We start from the raw sequence: 14,150 nt of genomic DNA, 5'->3' as shown, positions 1-14,150 counted from the left end.
TGGACTCGAACCAGTAACCTGCCGGTTAACAGCCGGCTGCTCTGCCAATTGAGCTACGGAGGAATGCCTCGTCGCATCGAACGTACCCGCCTGGGTATTCGCCAGGGGGCGTTCGCTCGCTGCGACACATACATTAGCGCAAGCAGGGGGGTGCTCCGCCAATCGGTACTCCCCGACACCAGGAGCCAGGCAAGGAAAGGGTGGCCGCCATGCGTTACCGGCTCACGTTCGTCGCCGGACTCGCCGTGGGTTACGTGCTGGGCACGAAGGCCGGGCGCGAGCGCTACGAGCAGTTGAAGAAGTCCGCGCGGCAGGTCGCGCAGAATCCCGCCGTCCGCAACACCGCCGAGTCGGCGGCGCAGCAGGGCCGCCACTACGCCGACAAGGCGTACCACGTGGTGAGCGACAAGGTCGGCGACAGGATGCCCGACTCGGTGGCCCAGCGGGTGCGGTCCCTGCGCGAGCGCGCAGGTGGGACCGGCGGGGACGACTGGGGCACCAGCAACACCTGAGGCGGCTGACCCCACCCGGTACGGCCACTGCGCGCGGTGCGGCAGAATTTCGGGCATGGGGATAGTCGCCGGGTTGGACAGTTCGCCCGATTTCACTCGTATCGTCGTCTGCGACTCGGAGACGGGTGCCGTGCTCCGGCAGGGATTCGCGCCGCATCCCGTGGAGAGCCCGGAGGGCGGCGGCCGTCCCAGCGATGTCGACCCGCAGGCGTGGCTGCTGTCCCTGGGCGAGGCGGCCGGCGGCGGGCTGCTGGAGGGCGTGCAGGCCATCGGGGTCTCGGCGCAGGCGAACGCGGTCGTGCCGCTGGACACGCAGGGCAACACCGTGCGCCCCGCCATGGTGGGGGGCGACAAGCGGTCCCAGGTGGCGGCGGCCGATCTGATCGACGCGCTCGGCGGGCGCGAGGCGTGGGCGCAGGCCGTGGGCTGTGTGCCGCAGGCCGCGCAGCCGGTGACCAAGCTGCGCTGGCTGGCCAGGACCGAGCCCGAGGCCGCCGCGCGGACCGCCGTCCTGCTCCAGGCCCATGACTGGCTGGTGTGGCAGCTGCTCGGGCGGCCGGTGCGGCGGACCACCGACCGGGGCGGGGCCTCCGGGACCGGCTACTGGTCCGCGGCGACCGGCGGTTACCGGCCGGACCTGGTGGAGCTGGCGCTCGGGCACCAGGCGATGCTTCCGGAGGTGATCGGCCCGGCCGAGGCGGCCGGTACGACGCCGGAGGGGCTGCTGATCTCCGCCGGCACCGGCGAGACGATGGCCGCGGCCTTCGGGCTCGGGATCGGACTGGGGGACGCGGTGGTGTCCCTCGGGGCCTCCGGCTCGGTGATGGCGGTGCATCCCGAGCCGCTGGTCGACCCGTCCGGGATGATCACCGGCCTGGCGGACGCCACCGGCATGCACCTGCCGGTGGTCACCACCCTGAACGCCGTACGGACCCTGCGCGGGGCCGCCGAACTGCTCGGCGTGCCGGACCTGGAGAGCCTGTCCGAGCTGGCGATGAAGTCGACGCCGGGCGCGCACGGGCTGGTGCTGCTGCCGTACCTGGAGGGTGAGCGGACGCCGCACCTGCCCCACACCGCGGGGACGCTCGCCGGGCTCAGGCGGGAGTCGATGAGGCCGGAGCACCTGGCGCGGGCCGCGTTCGAGGGCATGCTGTGCGGCCTCGCCGACGCCCTCGACGTGCTGCGCGGCCGGGGCGTGGACGTGCGGCGGGTGTTCCTGCTGGGCGCGGCAGCCGAGCTGCCGGCCGTGCAGGCGGCGGCACCCGCGCTCTTCGGGGCGCAGGTCGTCGTACCGCAGCCGGCCGACTACGCCGCCACCGGCGCCGCCCGGCAGGCGGCCTGGGCGCTCGGCGTGACCCAGGGCACGCTCGACCCGCGCACTCCCCCGGCCTGGCAGGGCGCGGTCGCCCAGGTGCTGGAGCCGGGCGAGGAACTGGCGGTGGGTCAGGCCGTGCGCCAGCAGTTCGTGTCGGTGCGGGAGCAGACCCACCCGGGGGCGTTCCGGGCGTAGGGGCGCCCCCGGGGCCGCGCGCCCCGCTGTTGGCTTAATCAGTTGAGGTAACGCGGGTGGAGTGTTCGACGATAGGGGCCAGGGGCAACCAAAGCCCCTGTCGCCGACCCCGAGAGACCCAGCGTGCTCATACGACTCCTGCGGACCTATCTCAGGCCCTACAAGAAACCCATCGCCCTGCTGGTGGTGCTGCAGTTCCTGCAGACCTGCGCCAGCCTCTACCTGCCCACCCTGAACGCGGACATCATCGACGACGGTGTCGTCAACGGTGACACCGGTTACATCCTGACCTACGGCGCCCTGATGATCGGCATCTCGCTGGCGCAGGTCGTGGGCAACGTCGGTGCCGTCTACTACGGCGCGCGCACCGCCTCGGCGCTCGGCCGGGACGTCCGCGCGGCCGTCTTCGACCGGGTGCAGTCCTTCTCGGCCCGCGAGGTCGGCGGCTTCGGCGCGCCCTCGCTGATCACCCGCACGACGAACGACGTGCAGCAGGTCCAGATGCTGGCCCTGATGACGTTCACGCTGATGGTGTCGGCGCCCATCATGTGCGTCGGTGGCATCGTCATGGCGCTGGGCCTGGACGTGCCGCTGTCCGGGGTGCTGGTCGCGGTCGTGCCGGTGCTGGGCATCTGCGTGGCGCTGATCGTGCGGCGGCTGCGCCCGCTGTTCCGCGCCATGCAGGAACGGCTGGACACGGTGAACCGGGTGCTGCGCGAGCAGATCACCGGAAACCGGGTCATCCGCGCCTTCGTCCGGGACGAGTACGAGCAGCAGCGGTTCCGGAAGGCCAACACCGACCTGACGGAGGTGGCGCTCGGTACCGGCAATCTCCTCGCGCTGATGTTCCCGGTGGTCATGACGGTGGTGAACGTCTCGTCGATCGCGGTGGTGTGGTTCGGCGCCCACCGGATCGAGAGCGGCGGGATGCAGATCGGCGACCTGACCGCGTTCCTCGCCTATCTGATGCAGATCGTCATGTCCGTGATGATGGCCACCTTCATGTTCATGATGGTGCCGCGCGCGGAGGTGTGCGCCGAGCGGATCCAGGAGGTCCTGGACACCGAGAGCAGTGTGGTGCCGCCCGTGGCGCCGGTCACCGAGCTGCGCCGGCACGGGCACCTGGAGATCCGGGGCGCCGGTTTCCGCTATCCGGGTGCCGAGGAGCCGGTGCTCAGGAACATCGAGCTGGTGGCCCGGCCGGGCGAGACGACCGCCGTCATCGGCTCGACCGGCAGCGGCAAGTCCACGCTGCTCGGGCTGGTGCCCCGGCTGTTCGACGCCACCGAGGGGGAGGTGCTGGTCGACGGGACCGACGTGCGCACCCTGGACCCGCAACTGCTGGCGCGGACGGTGGGGCTGGTGCCGCAGAAGCCGTACCTCTTCGCCGGCACCGTCGCGACCAATCTGCGCTACGGCAATCCCGACGCCACGGACGAGGAACTGTGGCACGCGCTGGAGGTGGCGCAGGCCAGGGAGTTCGTGGAGCGGCTGGAGGGCGGGCTCGACGCGCCGATCGCGCAGGGCGGGACGAACGTCTCCGGCGGCCAGCGACAGCGGCTCGCCATCGCCCGGACGCTGGTGCAGCGCCCGGAGATCTACCTGTTCGACGACTCCTTCTCGGCCCTGGACTACGCCACGGACGCCGCCCTGCGCGCGGCGCTCGCCGCGGAGACGGCCGAGGCGACCGTGGTGATCGTCGCGCAGCGCGTGGCGACCATCCGGGACGCGGACCGGATCATCGTGCTGGACGAGGGCCGGGTGGTCGGTACGGGCCGGCACGAGGAACTGATGGCGGACAACGAGACCTACCGGGAGATCGTGCTCTCCCAGCTCACGGAAGCGGAGGCTGCCTGATGGCGGGGCCTGCGGGTCGCATGATGGCCGGGGGCGGCCCCGACCAGCGTTCGATGGACTTCAAGGGGTCGGGCAAACGGCTCGTCGCGCAGTTCCGGCCGGAGCGGGTGACGATCCACGCGCTGCTGGCCTGCCTGGTGGTGAGCGTCGCCCTCAGCGTGATCGGGCCGAAGATCCTCGGCAAGGCCACCGACCTGGTCTTCGCGGGCATCGTCGGCCGGGACATGCCGTCCGGGGCGACGAAGGAACAGGTGCTGGACTCCATGCGGGAGCGCGGCGACGGCGATGTCGCCGACATGCTGCGCAGCACGGACTTCCACCCGGGCGAGGGCATCGACTTCACGGCCGTGGGGCAGGTGCTGCTGCTGGCGCTGGCGGTGTTCGGCGTGGCCGGGCTGCTGATGGCGGTGGCCACGCGGCTGGTGAACCGGGCGGTCAACCGGACGATGTTCCGGATGCGCGAGGACGTGCAGACGAAGCTGTCGCGGCTGCCGCTGTCGTACTTCGACAAGCGTCAGCGCGGCGAGGTGCTGAGCCGGGCGACGAACGACATCGACAACATCGGGCAGACGCTCCAACAGTCGATGGGCCAGCTGATCAACTCGCTGCTCACCATCATCGGCGTACTGGTGATGATGTTCTACGTCTCCTGGATCCTGGCCCTGGTCGCGCTGGTGACCGTGCCGCTGTCGTTCGTGGTGGCCACGCGCGTGGGCAAGCGGTCGCAGCCGCACTTCGTGCAGCAGTGGCGGTCGACCGGGCAGCTGAACGCGCACATCGAGGAGATGTACACCGGGCACACGCTGGTGAAGGTGTTCGGGCGGCAGGAGGAGTCGGCGAAGCAGTTCGCCGAGCAGAACGAGGCGCTGTACGAGGCCGGGTTCAAGGCGCAGTTCAACAGCGGGATCATGCAGCCGCTGATGATGTTCGTGTCGAACCTGAACTACGTGCTCGTCGCGGTCGTCGGCGGCCTCAGGGTCGCCTCGGGTGCGCTGTCCATCGGTGACGTGCAGGCGTTCATCCAGTACTCCCGGCAGTTCTCGATGCCGCTGACGCAGGTCGCCTCGATGGCGAACCTGGTGCAGTCGGGCGTGGCGTCGGCGGAGCGGATCTTCGAGCTGCTGGACGCCGAGGAGCAGGAGGCGGACCCGATCCCGGGTGTCCGGCCCGAGGACCTGCGCGGCCGGGTGGAGCTGGAGCACGTGTCGTTCCGCTACGACCCGGAAAAGCCGCTGATCGAGGACCTGTCGCTGAAGGTGGAGCCGGGTCACACGGTGGCCATCGTCGGGCCGACCGGCGCCGGGAAGACCACGCTGGTCAACCTCCTGATGCGGTTCTACGAGGTCTCCGGCGGGCGGATCACCCTGGACGGCGTGGACATCGCGAAGATGTCCCGGGACGAGCTGCGCGCCGGGATCGGCATGGTGCTGCAGGACACCTGGCTGTTCGGCGGCACGATCGCGGAGAACATCGCGTACGGGGCGTCGCGGGAGGTCACGCGCGGGGAGATCGAGGAGGCGGCGCGGGCGGCGCACGCCGACCGGTTCGTGCGGACGCTGCCCGACGGCTACGACACCGTGATCGACGACGAGGGCACGGGGGTGAGCGCCGGTGAGAAGCAGCTCATCACCATCGCGCGGGCGTTCCTGTCCGACCCGGTGATCCTGGTGCTGGACGAGGCGACGAGCTCGGTGGACACCCGTACCGAGGTGCTGATCCAGAAGGCGATGGCCAAGCTGGCGCACGGGCGGACCTCGTTCGTCATCGCGCACCGGCTCTCCACGATCCGGGACGCGGACACCATCCTCGTGATGGAGAACGGGTCGATCGTGGAGCAGGGCGCGCACGCGGAGCTGCTCGCGGCCGACGGGACGTACGCGCGGCTGTACAAGGCGCAGTTCGCGCAGGCGGTGGCGGAGGTGGAGTAGCCGTCACGGGGACGGGGGCCGCCTGCGGGCGGCCCCCGTTCAGTCCAGGTAGCCCCTGAGCTGGTCGGCGAAGGCGTGGTCGCGGAGTTTGTTGAGGGTCTTGGACTCGATCTGCCGGATCCGCTCGCGGGTCACGCCGAAGATGCGCCCTATCTCCTCCAGGGTGCGGGGGCGGCCGTCCACCAGTCCGTAGCGGAGCTGGACGACCTTGCGCTCGCGTTCGCCGAGGGTGGACAGCACCGCCTCCAGGTGTTCGCGCAGCAGCAGGAACGCGGCGGACTCGACGGGGCTGGTGGCGTCGCCGTCCTCGATCAGGTCGCCGAGGGCGACGTCGTCCTCCTCGCCGACGGGGGCGTGCAGGGAGACGGGCTCCTGGGCGAGGCGCAGGACCTCGCCGACCCGCTCCGGCGGCAGGTCCAGGTGGGCGGCGACCTCCTGCGGGGTCGGCTCGTAGCCGCGTTCCTGGAGCATGCGGCGCTGGACGCGGACGACCCGGTTGATCAGCTCGACGACGTGGACGGGCACGCGGATGGTGCGGGCCTGGTCGGCGAGCGCCCGGGACATGGCCTGGCGGATCCACCAGGTGGCGTACGTGGAGAACTTGTAGCCGCGGGCGTAGTCGAACTTCTCGACGGCCCGGATGAGGCCCAGGTTGCCCTCCTGGACCAGGTCGAGCATGGTCAGGCCGCGCCCCACGTACCGCTTCGCGACGGAGACGACGAGCCGCAGGTTGGCCTCGATCAGGCGGCGCTTGGCCACGCGGCCCATGACGACGAGCCGGTCGAGGTCCAGGGCGAGGCGGCTCTCCAGGTCGGGGGTGAGCCGCAGCTTCTCCTCGGCGAACAGGCCGGCCTCCACACGGCGGGCGAGTTCGACCTCCTCGGCCGCGGTGAGCAGCGGGATGCGGCCGATCTCGCGCAGGTACTGCCGGAACAGGTCGGAGGAGGGGCCGCTGGTCTCGGCGCGGGCGGGCGGCGGCTCGGCGGGCTCGGGGGCGCCGGCCGTCTCCAGGGCCTCGGCGGGCGGGTCCTCCGGGCCGGCCACGGGGTGGTGCACGGCACGGCTGTGCGGGGGGACCGCGACGAGGACGTCGGCCTCCGCGTCGGGCTCCGTGCCGTCGGTACTGATGTCGGTCTGGGTGAGGGTCTGGGTCTGCACGGGGGCGACCTCCAGGATGAACGCTGCCAAGGGGGTCGGCAGCGGTACTTCGGGGGCGGAGTCGGCGGCCTCGCCGCTGTCCGTCCCGTACGCGTTGAACGGAACCGCGGGGGTCTGGGACCCGTGTGGAACGGATCGGCCGCGCTCCGAGGACTCAGGCACCGGAACCCAGTGTGGGGTACGACACATCGCCGCCACGAGGGGCGTGCGGTGACTTTTTGCGTCCGGTCCGTGACCGGGCGGTTACTCAGCTCGTTCGATCATCGGACCGGGCATTCGGGGGATGTGGAGGCCCGGGTGGCGTACGGCAGGATGGATGGCATGAGCGAGATCGAGGAGCTGCGGCGGCGTCTTGAGGCGCTGGAGGCTCGGGTGGACGAGGTGGCGGAGCAGCAGGCCGCGACCCGGCACCTTGCCGTGAACTCCGACCGGGACGTGGCCGCGCTGCAGGAGCAGCGCCGGGCGGACGTCCAACTGATGCAGGCCCTGCGGATGACTCAGCTGGAGCACAGCAAGGTCCTGGAGGCGCACACCAAGACACTGGCCGAGCACGGCAAGCTTCTCGGGGCCCTGGTCTCCGGTCAGGTGGCCCTGATGGACCAGGTCGGCGCGATCATGGACCATCTCGGCGTGACGCCCCCCGAGCGCCCGGCCGAGGACTGACCCCGCCCGCTCTCACAGCGCCGCGGCGCCGTGTTCGCGCAGGGACTGGTCGTACTGCTGGAGGATCCACAGCTCGTTCTGGACGGCGGCCAGTTCGGCGGGGTCGCCGTAGGTGCCGAGGCGGGTGAAGCGGCTCTGGACGTCGCGGACGCGGCGCTCGACGGCCCGGCGGCGGACCCGGACCAGTACCTCGCCCGCGTAGACCTCGTCCACCGCCCGGCGCATGATCGCCTCGACGGCCAGTTCCGTGACCATCGCGCGCACGGCGTCGTCCGGGGCGGCCTCGCGGACGCGGACCAGGTACTCCTGCGGGTCCTGGACGCCGTACTCCGCGCCGCCCGCGTCCAGGATCGCCTGCCGTACGGCCGCGTAGGGCGCGGCCGTGAACTCGTCGACGCCGTACGCGTCGAAGGCCGGTGAGACCAGCTCCGGGCGCTGGAGGGCGAGTTTCAGCAGTTCGCGTTCGGTGGCGTAGACCGGGTTGCGCAGGTTGAGGGCGGGGCCCCGCGGGGCGCTCGGGGCTGCGGCGTACTGCTGCGGGCCGCGCTGCTGCGGGCCGGGGCCGGGCGCGGGGCCCTTTCCGCCGCGGTCGCGGGCCCAGCGGGCGAGCTGCGCGACCCGCTTGACCACGAACTGGGTGTCGAGGATGCCGAGCATGCCGGCGAGCTGCACGGCGACCTCGTGCTGGGCGCCGCTGTTCTTGATGCGGGCGACGACGGGGGCCGCCTCGTCCAGGGCCGCCGCCCGGCCGGCCGGGGTGTCCAGGTCGTAGCGGGAGACGATCTGGCGGAGCGCGAACTCGAACAGCGGGGTGCGCGGCTCGACGAGGTCGGCGACCGCCTCGTCGCCCTTGGCCAGGCGCAGGTCGCACGGGTCCATGCCGTCGGGGGCGATGGCGATGTAGGTCTCGGCGGCGAACTTCTGGTCGTCCTCGAAGGCGCGCAGGGCGGCCTTCTGGCCGGCCGCGTCGCCGTCGAAGGTGAAGATGACACGGGCCGAGCCGTTGTCCATCAGCAGCCGGCGCAGGATCTTGATGTGGTCGCCGCCGAAGGCGGTGCCGCAGGTCGCGATGGCCGTGGTCACGCCCGCGAGGTGGCAGGCCATGACGTCCGTGTAGCCCTCGACGACGACCGCGCGGGACGCCTTGGCGATGTCCTTCTTCGCGAGGTCGATGCCGTAGAGGACCTGGGACTTCTTGTAGATCGCCGTGTCGGGGGTGTTGAGGTACTTGGGCCCGTTGTCCGCCTCGTAGAGCTTGCGGGCGCCGAAGCCGACGACGTCGCCGCCGATGTCGCGGATGGGCCACATCAGCCGGCCGCGGAAGCGGTCGATGGGGCCGCGGCGGCCCTCCTGGGAGAGGCCGGACAGGAGCAGTTCCTTGTCACTGAAGCCCTTGCCGCGCAGATAGCGGGTGAGGTGGTCCCAGCCCTGCGGGCTGTAGCCGACGCCGAAGTGGACCGCGGCGGCCTGGTCGAAGCCGCGCTCGGCGAGGAAGACCCGGCCGGTCTCGGCCTCGGGCGAGGTCGCGAGCTGCTCGGCGTACCACTCGGCGGCGATCTTGTGGGCCTCGACCAGGCGGATGCGTTCGCCGCGCTGGTGGGCGGGGTTGTACCCGCCCTCCTCGTAGCGCAGGGTGATGCCGGCCTGGCCGGCCAGGCGCTCGACCGCCTCGGAGAAGGTGAGGTGGTCGATCTTCATCACGAACGTGATGGTGTCGCCGCCCTCCTGGCAGCCGAAGCAGTGGAAGAGACCCTTGCTCGGGCTGACCTGGAAGGACGGGGACTTCTCGTCGTGGAACGGGCACAGGCCCTTCAGGTTGCCGCCGCCCGCGTTCCGCAGCTGGAGGTACTCCGACACGACGGCGTCGATCGGGACCGCGTCCCGTACCGCCTTCACGTCCTCGTCGTTGATCCGTCCTGCCACGCATGAATTCTACGGGGGCCGGCCACCGCTCAGGCGATGAGGCTTTCGAGGGGGACGTGGGGGTCGGCCAGCGCCTCCGTGTCCACCTGGGTCCTGCTGCGGATCAGCCGCTGCACGGTGTCCGTGACGTCCCACACGTTCACGTTCATCCCGGCCAGCACCCGGCCCTCCTTCACCCAGAAGGCGATGAACTCGCGCTTGGCGGCGTCCCCGCGGATCACCACCTGGTCGTACGAGCCCGGCGGCGCCCAGCCGGAGTACTCCATCCCGAGGTCGTACTGGTCGGTGAAGAAGTAGGGCACGCGGTCGTAGGTGAGGTCCCGGCCGAGCATCGAGCGGGCGGCGGCCGGGCCGCCGTTGAGGGCGTTGGCCCAGTGCTCCACGCGCAGCCGGGAGCCGAAGAGGGCGTGCGGGAAGGAGGCCACGTCGCCGGCCGCGTAGATGTCGGGGTCGGAGGTGCGCAGGTGCTCGTCGACCACCACTCCGCCGCCGCTCGCGCGGTCGGCGATCTCCAGGCCCGCGGCCTGGGCCAGGGACACGCGCGGGGCGGCGCCGATGGCGGCGAGCACGTCGTGCGCGGGGTGCTCCTCGCCGTCGTCGGTGCGGGCGGCGAGGACGACGCCGTCCTGGCCGACGATCTCGGTGAGCTTCACGCCGAAGCGGAAGCGGACGCCGTGCGCCTGGTGCAGCTCGGCGAAGACGGCGCCCAGCTCGGGGCCGAGGACGCCGTGCAGCGGGGTCGGGGCGGGCTCGACGACGGTGACCTCGGCGCCGTACTCGCGGGCCGCGGCGGCGACCTCCAGGCCGATCCAGCCGGCGCCGGCGATCACCAGGTGGCCGTTGTCCCGGCCCAGGGAGGTGAGGACGCCCTTGAGGCGCTCGGCGTGGGCGAGGCGGCGCAGGTGGTGGACGCCCGCCAGGCCGGTGCCGGGGACGTCGAGGCGGCGAGGCTCGGCGCCGGTCGCGAGCAGCAGCTTGTCGTAGCGGGCGCGGGTGCCGTCGTCGCCGTAATGGACGGTCTTCGCGGCGCGGTCGATGGCGACGACGGTCTGGCCGAGGTGCAGCTCGATGTCGTTCTGCGCGTACCAGGCGGGTTCGTGCACGAAGACGCTGTCGCGTTCCTCCTTGCCGAGCAGGTAGCCCTTGGAGAGCGGCGGGCGCTCGTAGGGGTGGTCGCGCTCGTCGCAGATGAGGATCACCCGGCCCGTGAAGCCCTCCGCGCGGAGCGTCTCCGCCGCCTTCGCACCGGCCAGTCCTCCTCCGACGATGACGAATGTCTGATCCGCGTCGACCACTTGTTGCCTCCTCGTCAGGGTGCCGCCACATGCGAGCGTCCCGCACGCGGCGTGGTGCGGGAAGGGGGAGTGGCCCGATCAGGCCACGCACGGTCACATTCGGGGCTCCTGGTGTCTCTGGTGTCACTGGCGTCCCGCCAGTCTCATCGATGTGCTGTCAGACGGGCGTGAAGCGAGCGGGCCGAGGCGTCGGTGAGGGAGGCGATCTCGTCGACGATCACCCGTTTGCGGGCGCGGTCGTCGCCGGCCCGGTCGAACAGGGCGCGGAACTGGGGGTCGAGGCCGTCGGGGGCGCGGGCGGTGAGCGCCTCGGCCAGTTCGGCGACGACGACGCGCTGGTCGGCGCGGAGCCGCTCCTGCTCGGCGCGCTGCATGACGTACAGGTCGGCGACCGCCTTGAGGACGGCGCACTCCAGGCGGGTCTCGCGGGGTACGACCAGTTCGGCGGTGTACCGGGTGAGGCGGCCGGTGCCGTACGCCGCGCGGGTGGCGCCCTCGGCGGCGAGGCAGAAGCGGCCGATGAGCTGGCTGGTGGCGTCCTTCAGGCGGGCCTGGGCGACGGCCGAGCCGTCGTAGCCGTGCGGCCACCACTCCTGGGCGAGGAGGCGGTCGAGGGCGGCGGCGAGTTCGGCGTGGTCGGTGCCCGCGGGGACGTAGCGGCCGACGGCGACCTCGAACACCGCCCGGCGCTCCGGCTCGGCGAGGAGGCAGTTCGGGTCGATGTGGCCGGCGTGCAGGCCGTCCTCCACGTCGTGCACCGAGTACGCCACGTCGTCGGACCAGTCCATGACCTGGGCCTCGAAGCAGGCGCGGGTGCCGGGGGCGCCCTCGCGGACCCAGTCGAAGACGGGGCGGTCGTCCTCGTACACGCCGAACTTCGGCGAGGCCGGGTCGGTGGGGTGGGCGCCCCGCGGCCAGGGGTACTTGGTGGCGGCGTCGAGGGCGGCACGGGTGAGGTTGAGGCCGACGCTGACGAGGTCGCCGGAGTCCGGGTCGGTGACGAACCGCTTGGGTTCGATGCGGGTGAGCAGGCGCAGCGACTGGGCGTTGCCCTCGAAGCCGCCGCAGTCCTCGGCGAACTCGTTGAGCGCCTGTTCGCCGTTGTGCCCGAAGGGCGGGTGGCCCAGGTCGTGGGAGAGGCAGGCGGCCTCGACGAGGTCCGGGTCGCAGCCGAGCGCGGCACCGAGCTCGCGGCCGACCTGGGCGCACTCCAGGGAGTGCGTGAGGCGGGTGCGGGGGCTGGCGTCCCAGGCCGGGCCCGGGCCCGTGGTGCCGGGGGTGACGACCTGGGTCTTGCCGGCCAGCCGGCGCAGGGCCGCGGAGTGCAGGACGCGGGCGCGGTCGCGCTGGAAGGCGGTGCGGCCGGGGCGTTTGTCGGGCTCGGCGGCCCAGCGGGCGGCCGACGCCGGGTCGTACGGGGGCGGGGGTGCGGTGCCTTCCATGACATGACAGTAAGGGGAGGCCGTGACAATCGGGGGGTGCGCCCGGGCGTCTGCCGGGTTCTGCCGTCCTTCGCCGGCTCCCGGTGTTCTCAGGCCGTTGCCAGGACAGGGGCTGTCGTGACCATGGCTCCCAGTGCCTCGTCGTAGCGGTGGAGCAGCAGGCGGGCCATCGCCGGGTGGGTGCCGAGGGGGGCGGACGCGATCCACGGCGCGGCTGCCGCGCACTCCGTGGCGAAGCGGCCCGGGGCCGTGAAGCAGGAGGCGACGGCGATGTGGCGGTGACCCCGGGCGGCCAGGGAACGTACCGCCTCCGGCACGGTGGGGGCCGCGGCCGAGGCGTAGGCCGGGACGACCGGGACGCCGAGGCGTTCCGCGAGGAGACGGGCCGTGCGGCCGGTGTCGGCCCGGGACTCCGGGTCGCGAGAACCGGCGGCGGCGAGGACGACGGCGCCGGGCCGCGGGCCGTGGGCGGGCCGGGCGGCCTCGACGAGGCGGTCGTACAGGGCGTCCACGAGGAGCGGATGCGGGCCGAGCGGGGCGGCCACGCGGGTGCGGGCCGGTGCGGCGGCGGCCATCTCGGGGATGTCCCGTTTGACGTGGTGGCCGCGGCTGAGCAGCAGCGGTACGAGCACGGCCCGCGTGCCGCCGAGCGCGGCCAGCGTGTCGGGCAGCAGGGGCTCGTTCAGCTCGATGTGCCCGAGGTGCACGGGCAGGGCGGGGCGCAGCTCGCGGACCCGGTCGAGCAGGGCACGTACGGTGCGCAGCGCGCGCGGGTCGCGGCTGCCGTGGGCGACGACGACCATGGCGGGCGGGCCGTCGGACCTGGTCGCCGTGCTCGTCCCGCGCATCCTGCTGGTCGTCCTCGTCGCCGTCATGCGTCGATGGTGGCGGTGGGAGGTTGCCGCCCCGTTGCCGGTGCGTCACGGCGATTTTCCGGCGGTTCACAGTGCGGCGGGCGGGCTGTGAGGCGGGGCGGCCTGCGGCTTTCCCAGGGGGCGGCCTGCGGTTTCCCCGGGCGCGGTGAGCCCGGTCACGTGCCGGCGGCGAACCGGACGGGCGGGCCGGACGTCCCTGAGTGACGAGAGCCGACCGGGGAGGGACCGTCCGAGATGCGCCGCTGGAGACCTCGCAGGCCCCGTCTGCCGCGCACGCGCGCCGGGCAGCGCAGGCTGGTGCAGGCGGTGGTGGCCGTCTGCGTGCTGGCGCTGCTGCCGGCCACCTGGATGCACGTGGTGACCGGCGACCGGCTGCGCACCACGGCCGACGTGCCGCGCACCGAGGTCGCCGTGGTCTTCGGCGCCGGGCTGTGGGACGGGGAGCCCTCGCCGTACCTCGCGCGCCGCCTGGACGCGGCGGCCGAGCTGTACCGCGCGGGGCGGATCGAGGTGGTCCTGGTCACCGGCGACAACAGCCGCGAGGACTACGACGAGCCGGACGCCATGCGGACGTACCTGACCCGGCACGGCGTGCCCGCCGCGCGGATCGTCAACGACCACGCGGGCTTCGACACCTGGGACTCCTGTGTCCGCGCGAAGAAGATCTTCGGCGTCGACCGGGCCGTCCTGATCAGCCAGGGCTTCCACATCCGGCGGGCGGTGGCGCTGTGCCAGGAGGCGGGAGTGGCGTCGTACGGCGTCGGGGTCGACGACAAGCACGACGCGACCTGGTACTACGGGGGCGTGCGGGAGATCCTCGCGGCGGGGAAGGCGGCGCTGGACGCGGTGTTCGAGCCGGACCCGCGGTTCCTCGGACCGGAGGAGCCCGGGGTGGCGCGGGCGCTGGACGCGGACGGGTGACGGCCGCCTCACGGTGGCCGTCCGGCGGCGGGGAGGTCACCGTCCCGGCCGTGTAACAGACCGCCG

11 protein-coding genes are annotated in these 14,150 nt (G+C 72.5%); 6 read left to right on the top strand and 5 right to left on the bottom strand.

The features are described from left to right. The first annotated feature begins 209 nt into the window (after window positions 1-209). The 4 genes from H0H10_RS39470 to H0H10_RS39455 all read left to right on the top strand — a co-directional run bounded on the left by H0H10_RS39470 (window position 210) and on the right by H0H10_RS39455 (window position 5,807). Entirely contained in the window at window positions 210-512 is a 303-nt protein-coding gene (locus H0H10_RS39470) for a YtxH domain-containing protein (protein WP_188186071.1), read from the top strand. A 55-nt stretch (window positions 513-567) separates the two neighbouring features. After that, entirely contained in the window at window positions 568-2,022 is a 1,455-nt protein-coding gene (locus H0H10_RS39465; RefSeq protein ID WP_188186060.1) for a xylulokinase, read from the top strand. A gap of 123 nt (window positions 2,023-2,145) precedes the next feature. After that, window positions 2,146-3,879, top strand: coding sequence for an ABC transporter ATP-binding protein (locus H0H10_RS39460; RefSeq protein ID WP_188186059.1), 1,734 nt, complete (start codon window positions 2,146-2,148; stop codon window positions 3,877-3,879). Next, complete coding sequence (locus H0H10_RS39455) at window positions 3,879-5,807, top strand: ABC transporter ATP-binding protein (protein WP_188186058.1); 1,929 nt, start codon at window positions 3,879-3,881, stop codon at window positions 5,805-5,807. The genes H0H10_RS39460 and H0H10_RS39455 overlap by 1 nt, the downstream gene beginning before the upstream one ends. Before the next feature lie 39 nt (window positions 5,808-5,846). Here the strand turns inward: H0H10_RS39455 and H0H10_RS39450 are convergent, their stop codons facing one another. Next, window positions 5,847-7,127, bottom strand: coding sequence for an RNA polymerase sigma factor (locus H0H10_RS39450; RefSeq protein ID WP_188186057.1), 1,281 nt, complete (start codon window positions 7,125-7,127; stop codon window positions 5,847-5,849). Window positions 7,128-7,286: 159 nt separating this feature from the next. Between H0H10_RS39450 and H0H10_RS39445 the strand changes: the two genes are divergently transcribed. After that, the gene (locus H0H10_RS39445; RefSeq protein ID WP_188186056.1) at window positions 7,287-7,628 is read left to right on the top strand and encodes a hypothetical protein; all 342 of its coding nucleotides are present in this window, start codon (window positions 7,287-7,289) and stop codon (window positions 7,626-7,628) included. Between the two features lie 12 nt (window positions 7,629-7,640). Here H0H10_RS39445 and dnaG read toward each other — a convergent pair whose 3' ends face one another. From dnaG to H0H10_RS39425, 4 genes are all read right to left on the bottom strand, one after another. Continuing rightward, entirely contained in the window at window positions 7,641-9,551 is a 1,911-nt protein-coding gene (gene dnaG / locus H0H10_RS39440; RefSeq protein ID WP_188186055.1) for a DNA primase, read from the bottom strand. 29 nt (window positions 9,552-9,580) lie between these two features. Next, window positions 9,581-10,846 carry an NAD(P)/FAD-dependent oxidoreductase gene (locus H0H10_RS39435; RefSeq protein ID WP_188186054.1) on the bottom strand — a complete coding sequence of 422 codons (1,266 nt, stop codon included), beginning with the start codon at window positions 10,844-10,846 and terminating at the stop codon, window positions 9,581-9,583. Window positions 10,847-10,989: 143 nt separating this feature from the next. Continuing rightward, the gene (locus H0H10_RS39430) at window positions 10,990-12,288 is read right to left on the bottom strand and encodes a deoxyguanosinetriphosphate triphosphohydrolase (protein WP_188186053.1); all 1,299 of its coding nucleotides are present in this window, start codon (window positions 12,286-12,288) and stop codon (window positions 10,990-10,992) included. An 89-nt stretch (window positions 12,289-12,377) separates the two neighbouring features. Beyond that, a complete protein-coding gene (locus H0H10_RS39425) occupies window positions 12,378-13,163 on the bottom strand; it encodes a sirohydrochlorin chelatase (RefSeq protein WP_188186052.1) in 786 nt (261 codons plus the stop codon). 234 nt (window positions 13,164-13,397) lie between these two features. Between H0H10_RS39425 and H0H10_RS39420 the strand changes: the two genes are divergently transcribed. After that, the gene (locus H0H10_RS39420; protein ID WP_188186051.1) at window positions 13,398-14,084 is read left to right on the top strand and encodes a SanA/YdcF family protein; all 687 of its coding nucleotides are present in this window, start codon (window positions 13,398-13,400) and stop codon (window positions 14,082-14,084) included. Window positions 14,085-14,150 lie beyond the last annotated feature (66 nt).

It is taken from the genome of Streptomyces griseicoloratus, assembly GCF_014534645.1.
In the GTDB taxonomy this organism is placed as follows: domain Bacteria; phylum Actinomycetota; class Actinomycetes; order Streptomycetales; family Streptomycetaceae; genus Streptomyces; species Streptomyces griseicoloratus.
This window is presented reverse-complemented; position numbering and strand designations above follow the sequence as displayed.

Excerpts from the sequence above, each read along its gene's own strand:
- H0H10_RS39445 (WP_188186056.1), top strand. The coding sequence starts at position 7,287 with ATGAGCGAGATCGAGGAGCTGCGGCGGCGTCTTGAGGCGCTGGAGGCT.
- H0H10_RS39420 (WP_188186051.1), top strand. The coding sequence starts at position 13,398 with ATGCGCCGCTGGAGACCTCGCAGGCCCCGTCTGCCGCGCACGCGCGCC.
- H0H10_RS39465 (WP_188186060.1), top strand. The coding sequence starts at position 568 with ATGGGGATAGTCGCCGGGTTGGACAGTTCGCCCGATTTCACTCGTATC.
- H0H10_RS39425 (WP_188186052.1), bottom strand. The coding sequence starts at position 13,163 with ATGACGGCGACGAGGACGACCAGCAGGATGCGCGGGACGAGCACGGCG.
- H0H10_RS39430 (WP_188186053.1), bottom strand. The coding sequence starts at position 12,288 with ATGGAAGGCACCGCACCCCCGCCCCCGTACGACCCGGCGTCGGCCGCC.
- H0H10_RS39455 (WP_188186058.1), top strand. The coding sequence starts at position 3,879 with ATGGCGGGGCCTGCGGGTCGCATGATGGCCGGGGGCGGCCCCGACCAG.
- H0H10_RS39470 (WP_188186071.1), top strand. The coding sequence starts at position 210 with ATGCGTTACCGGCTCACGTTCGTCGCCGGACTCGCCGTGGGTTACGTG.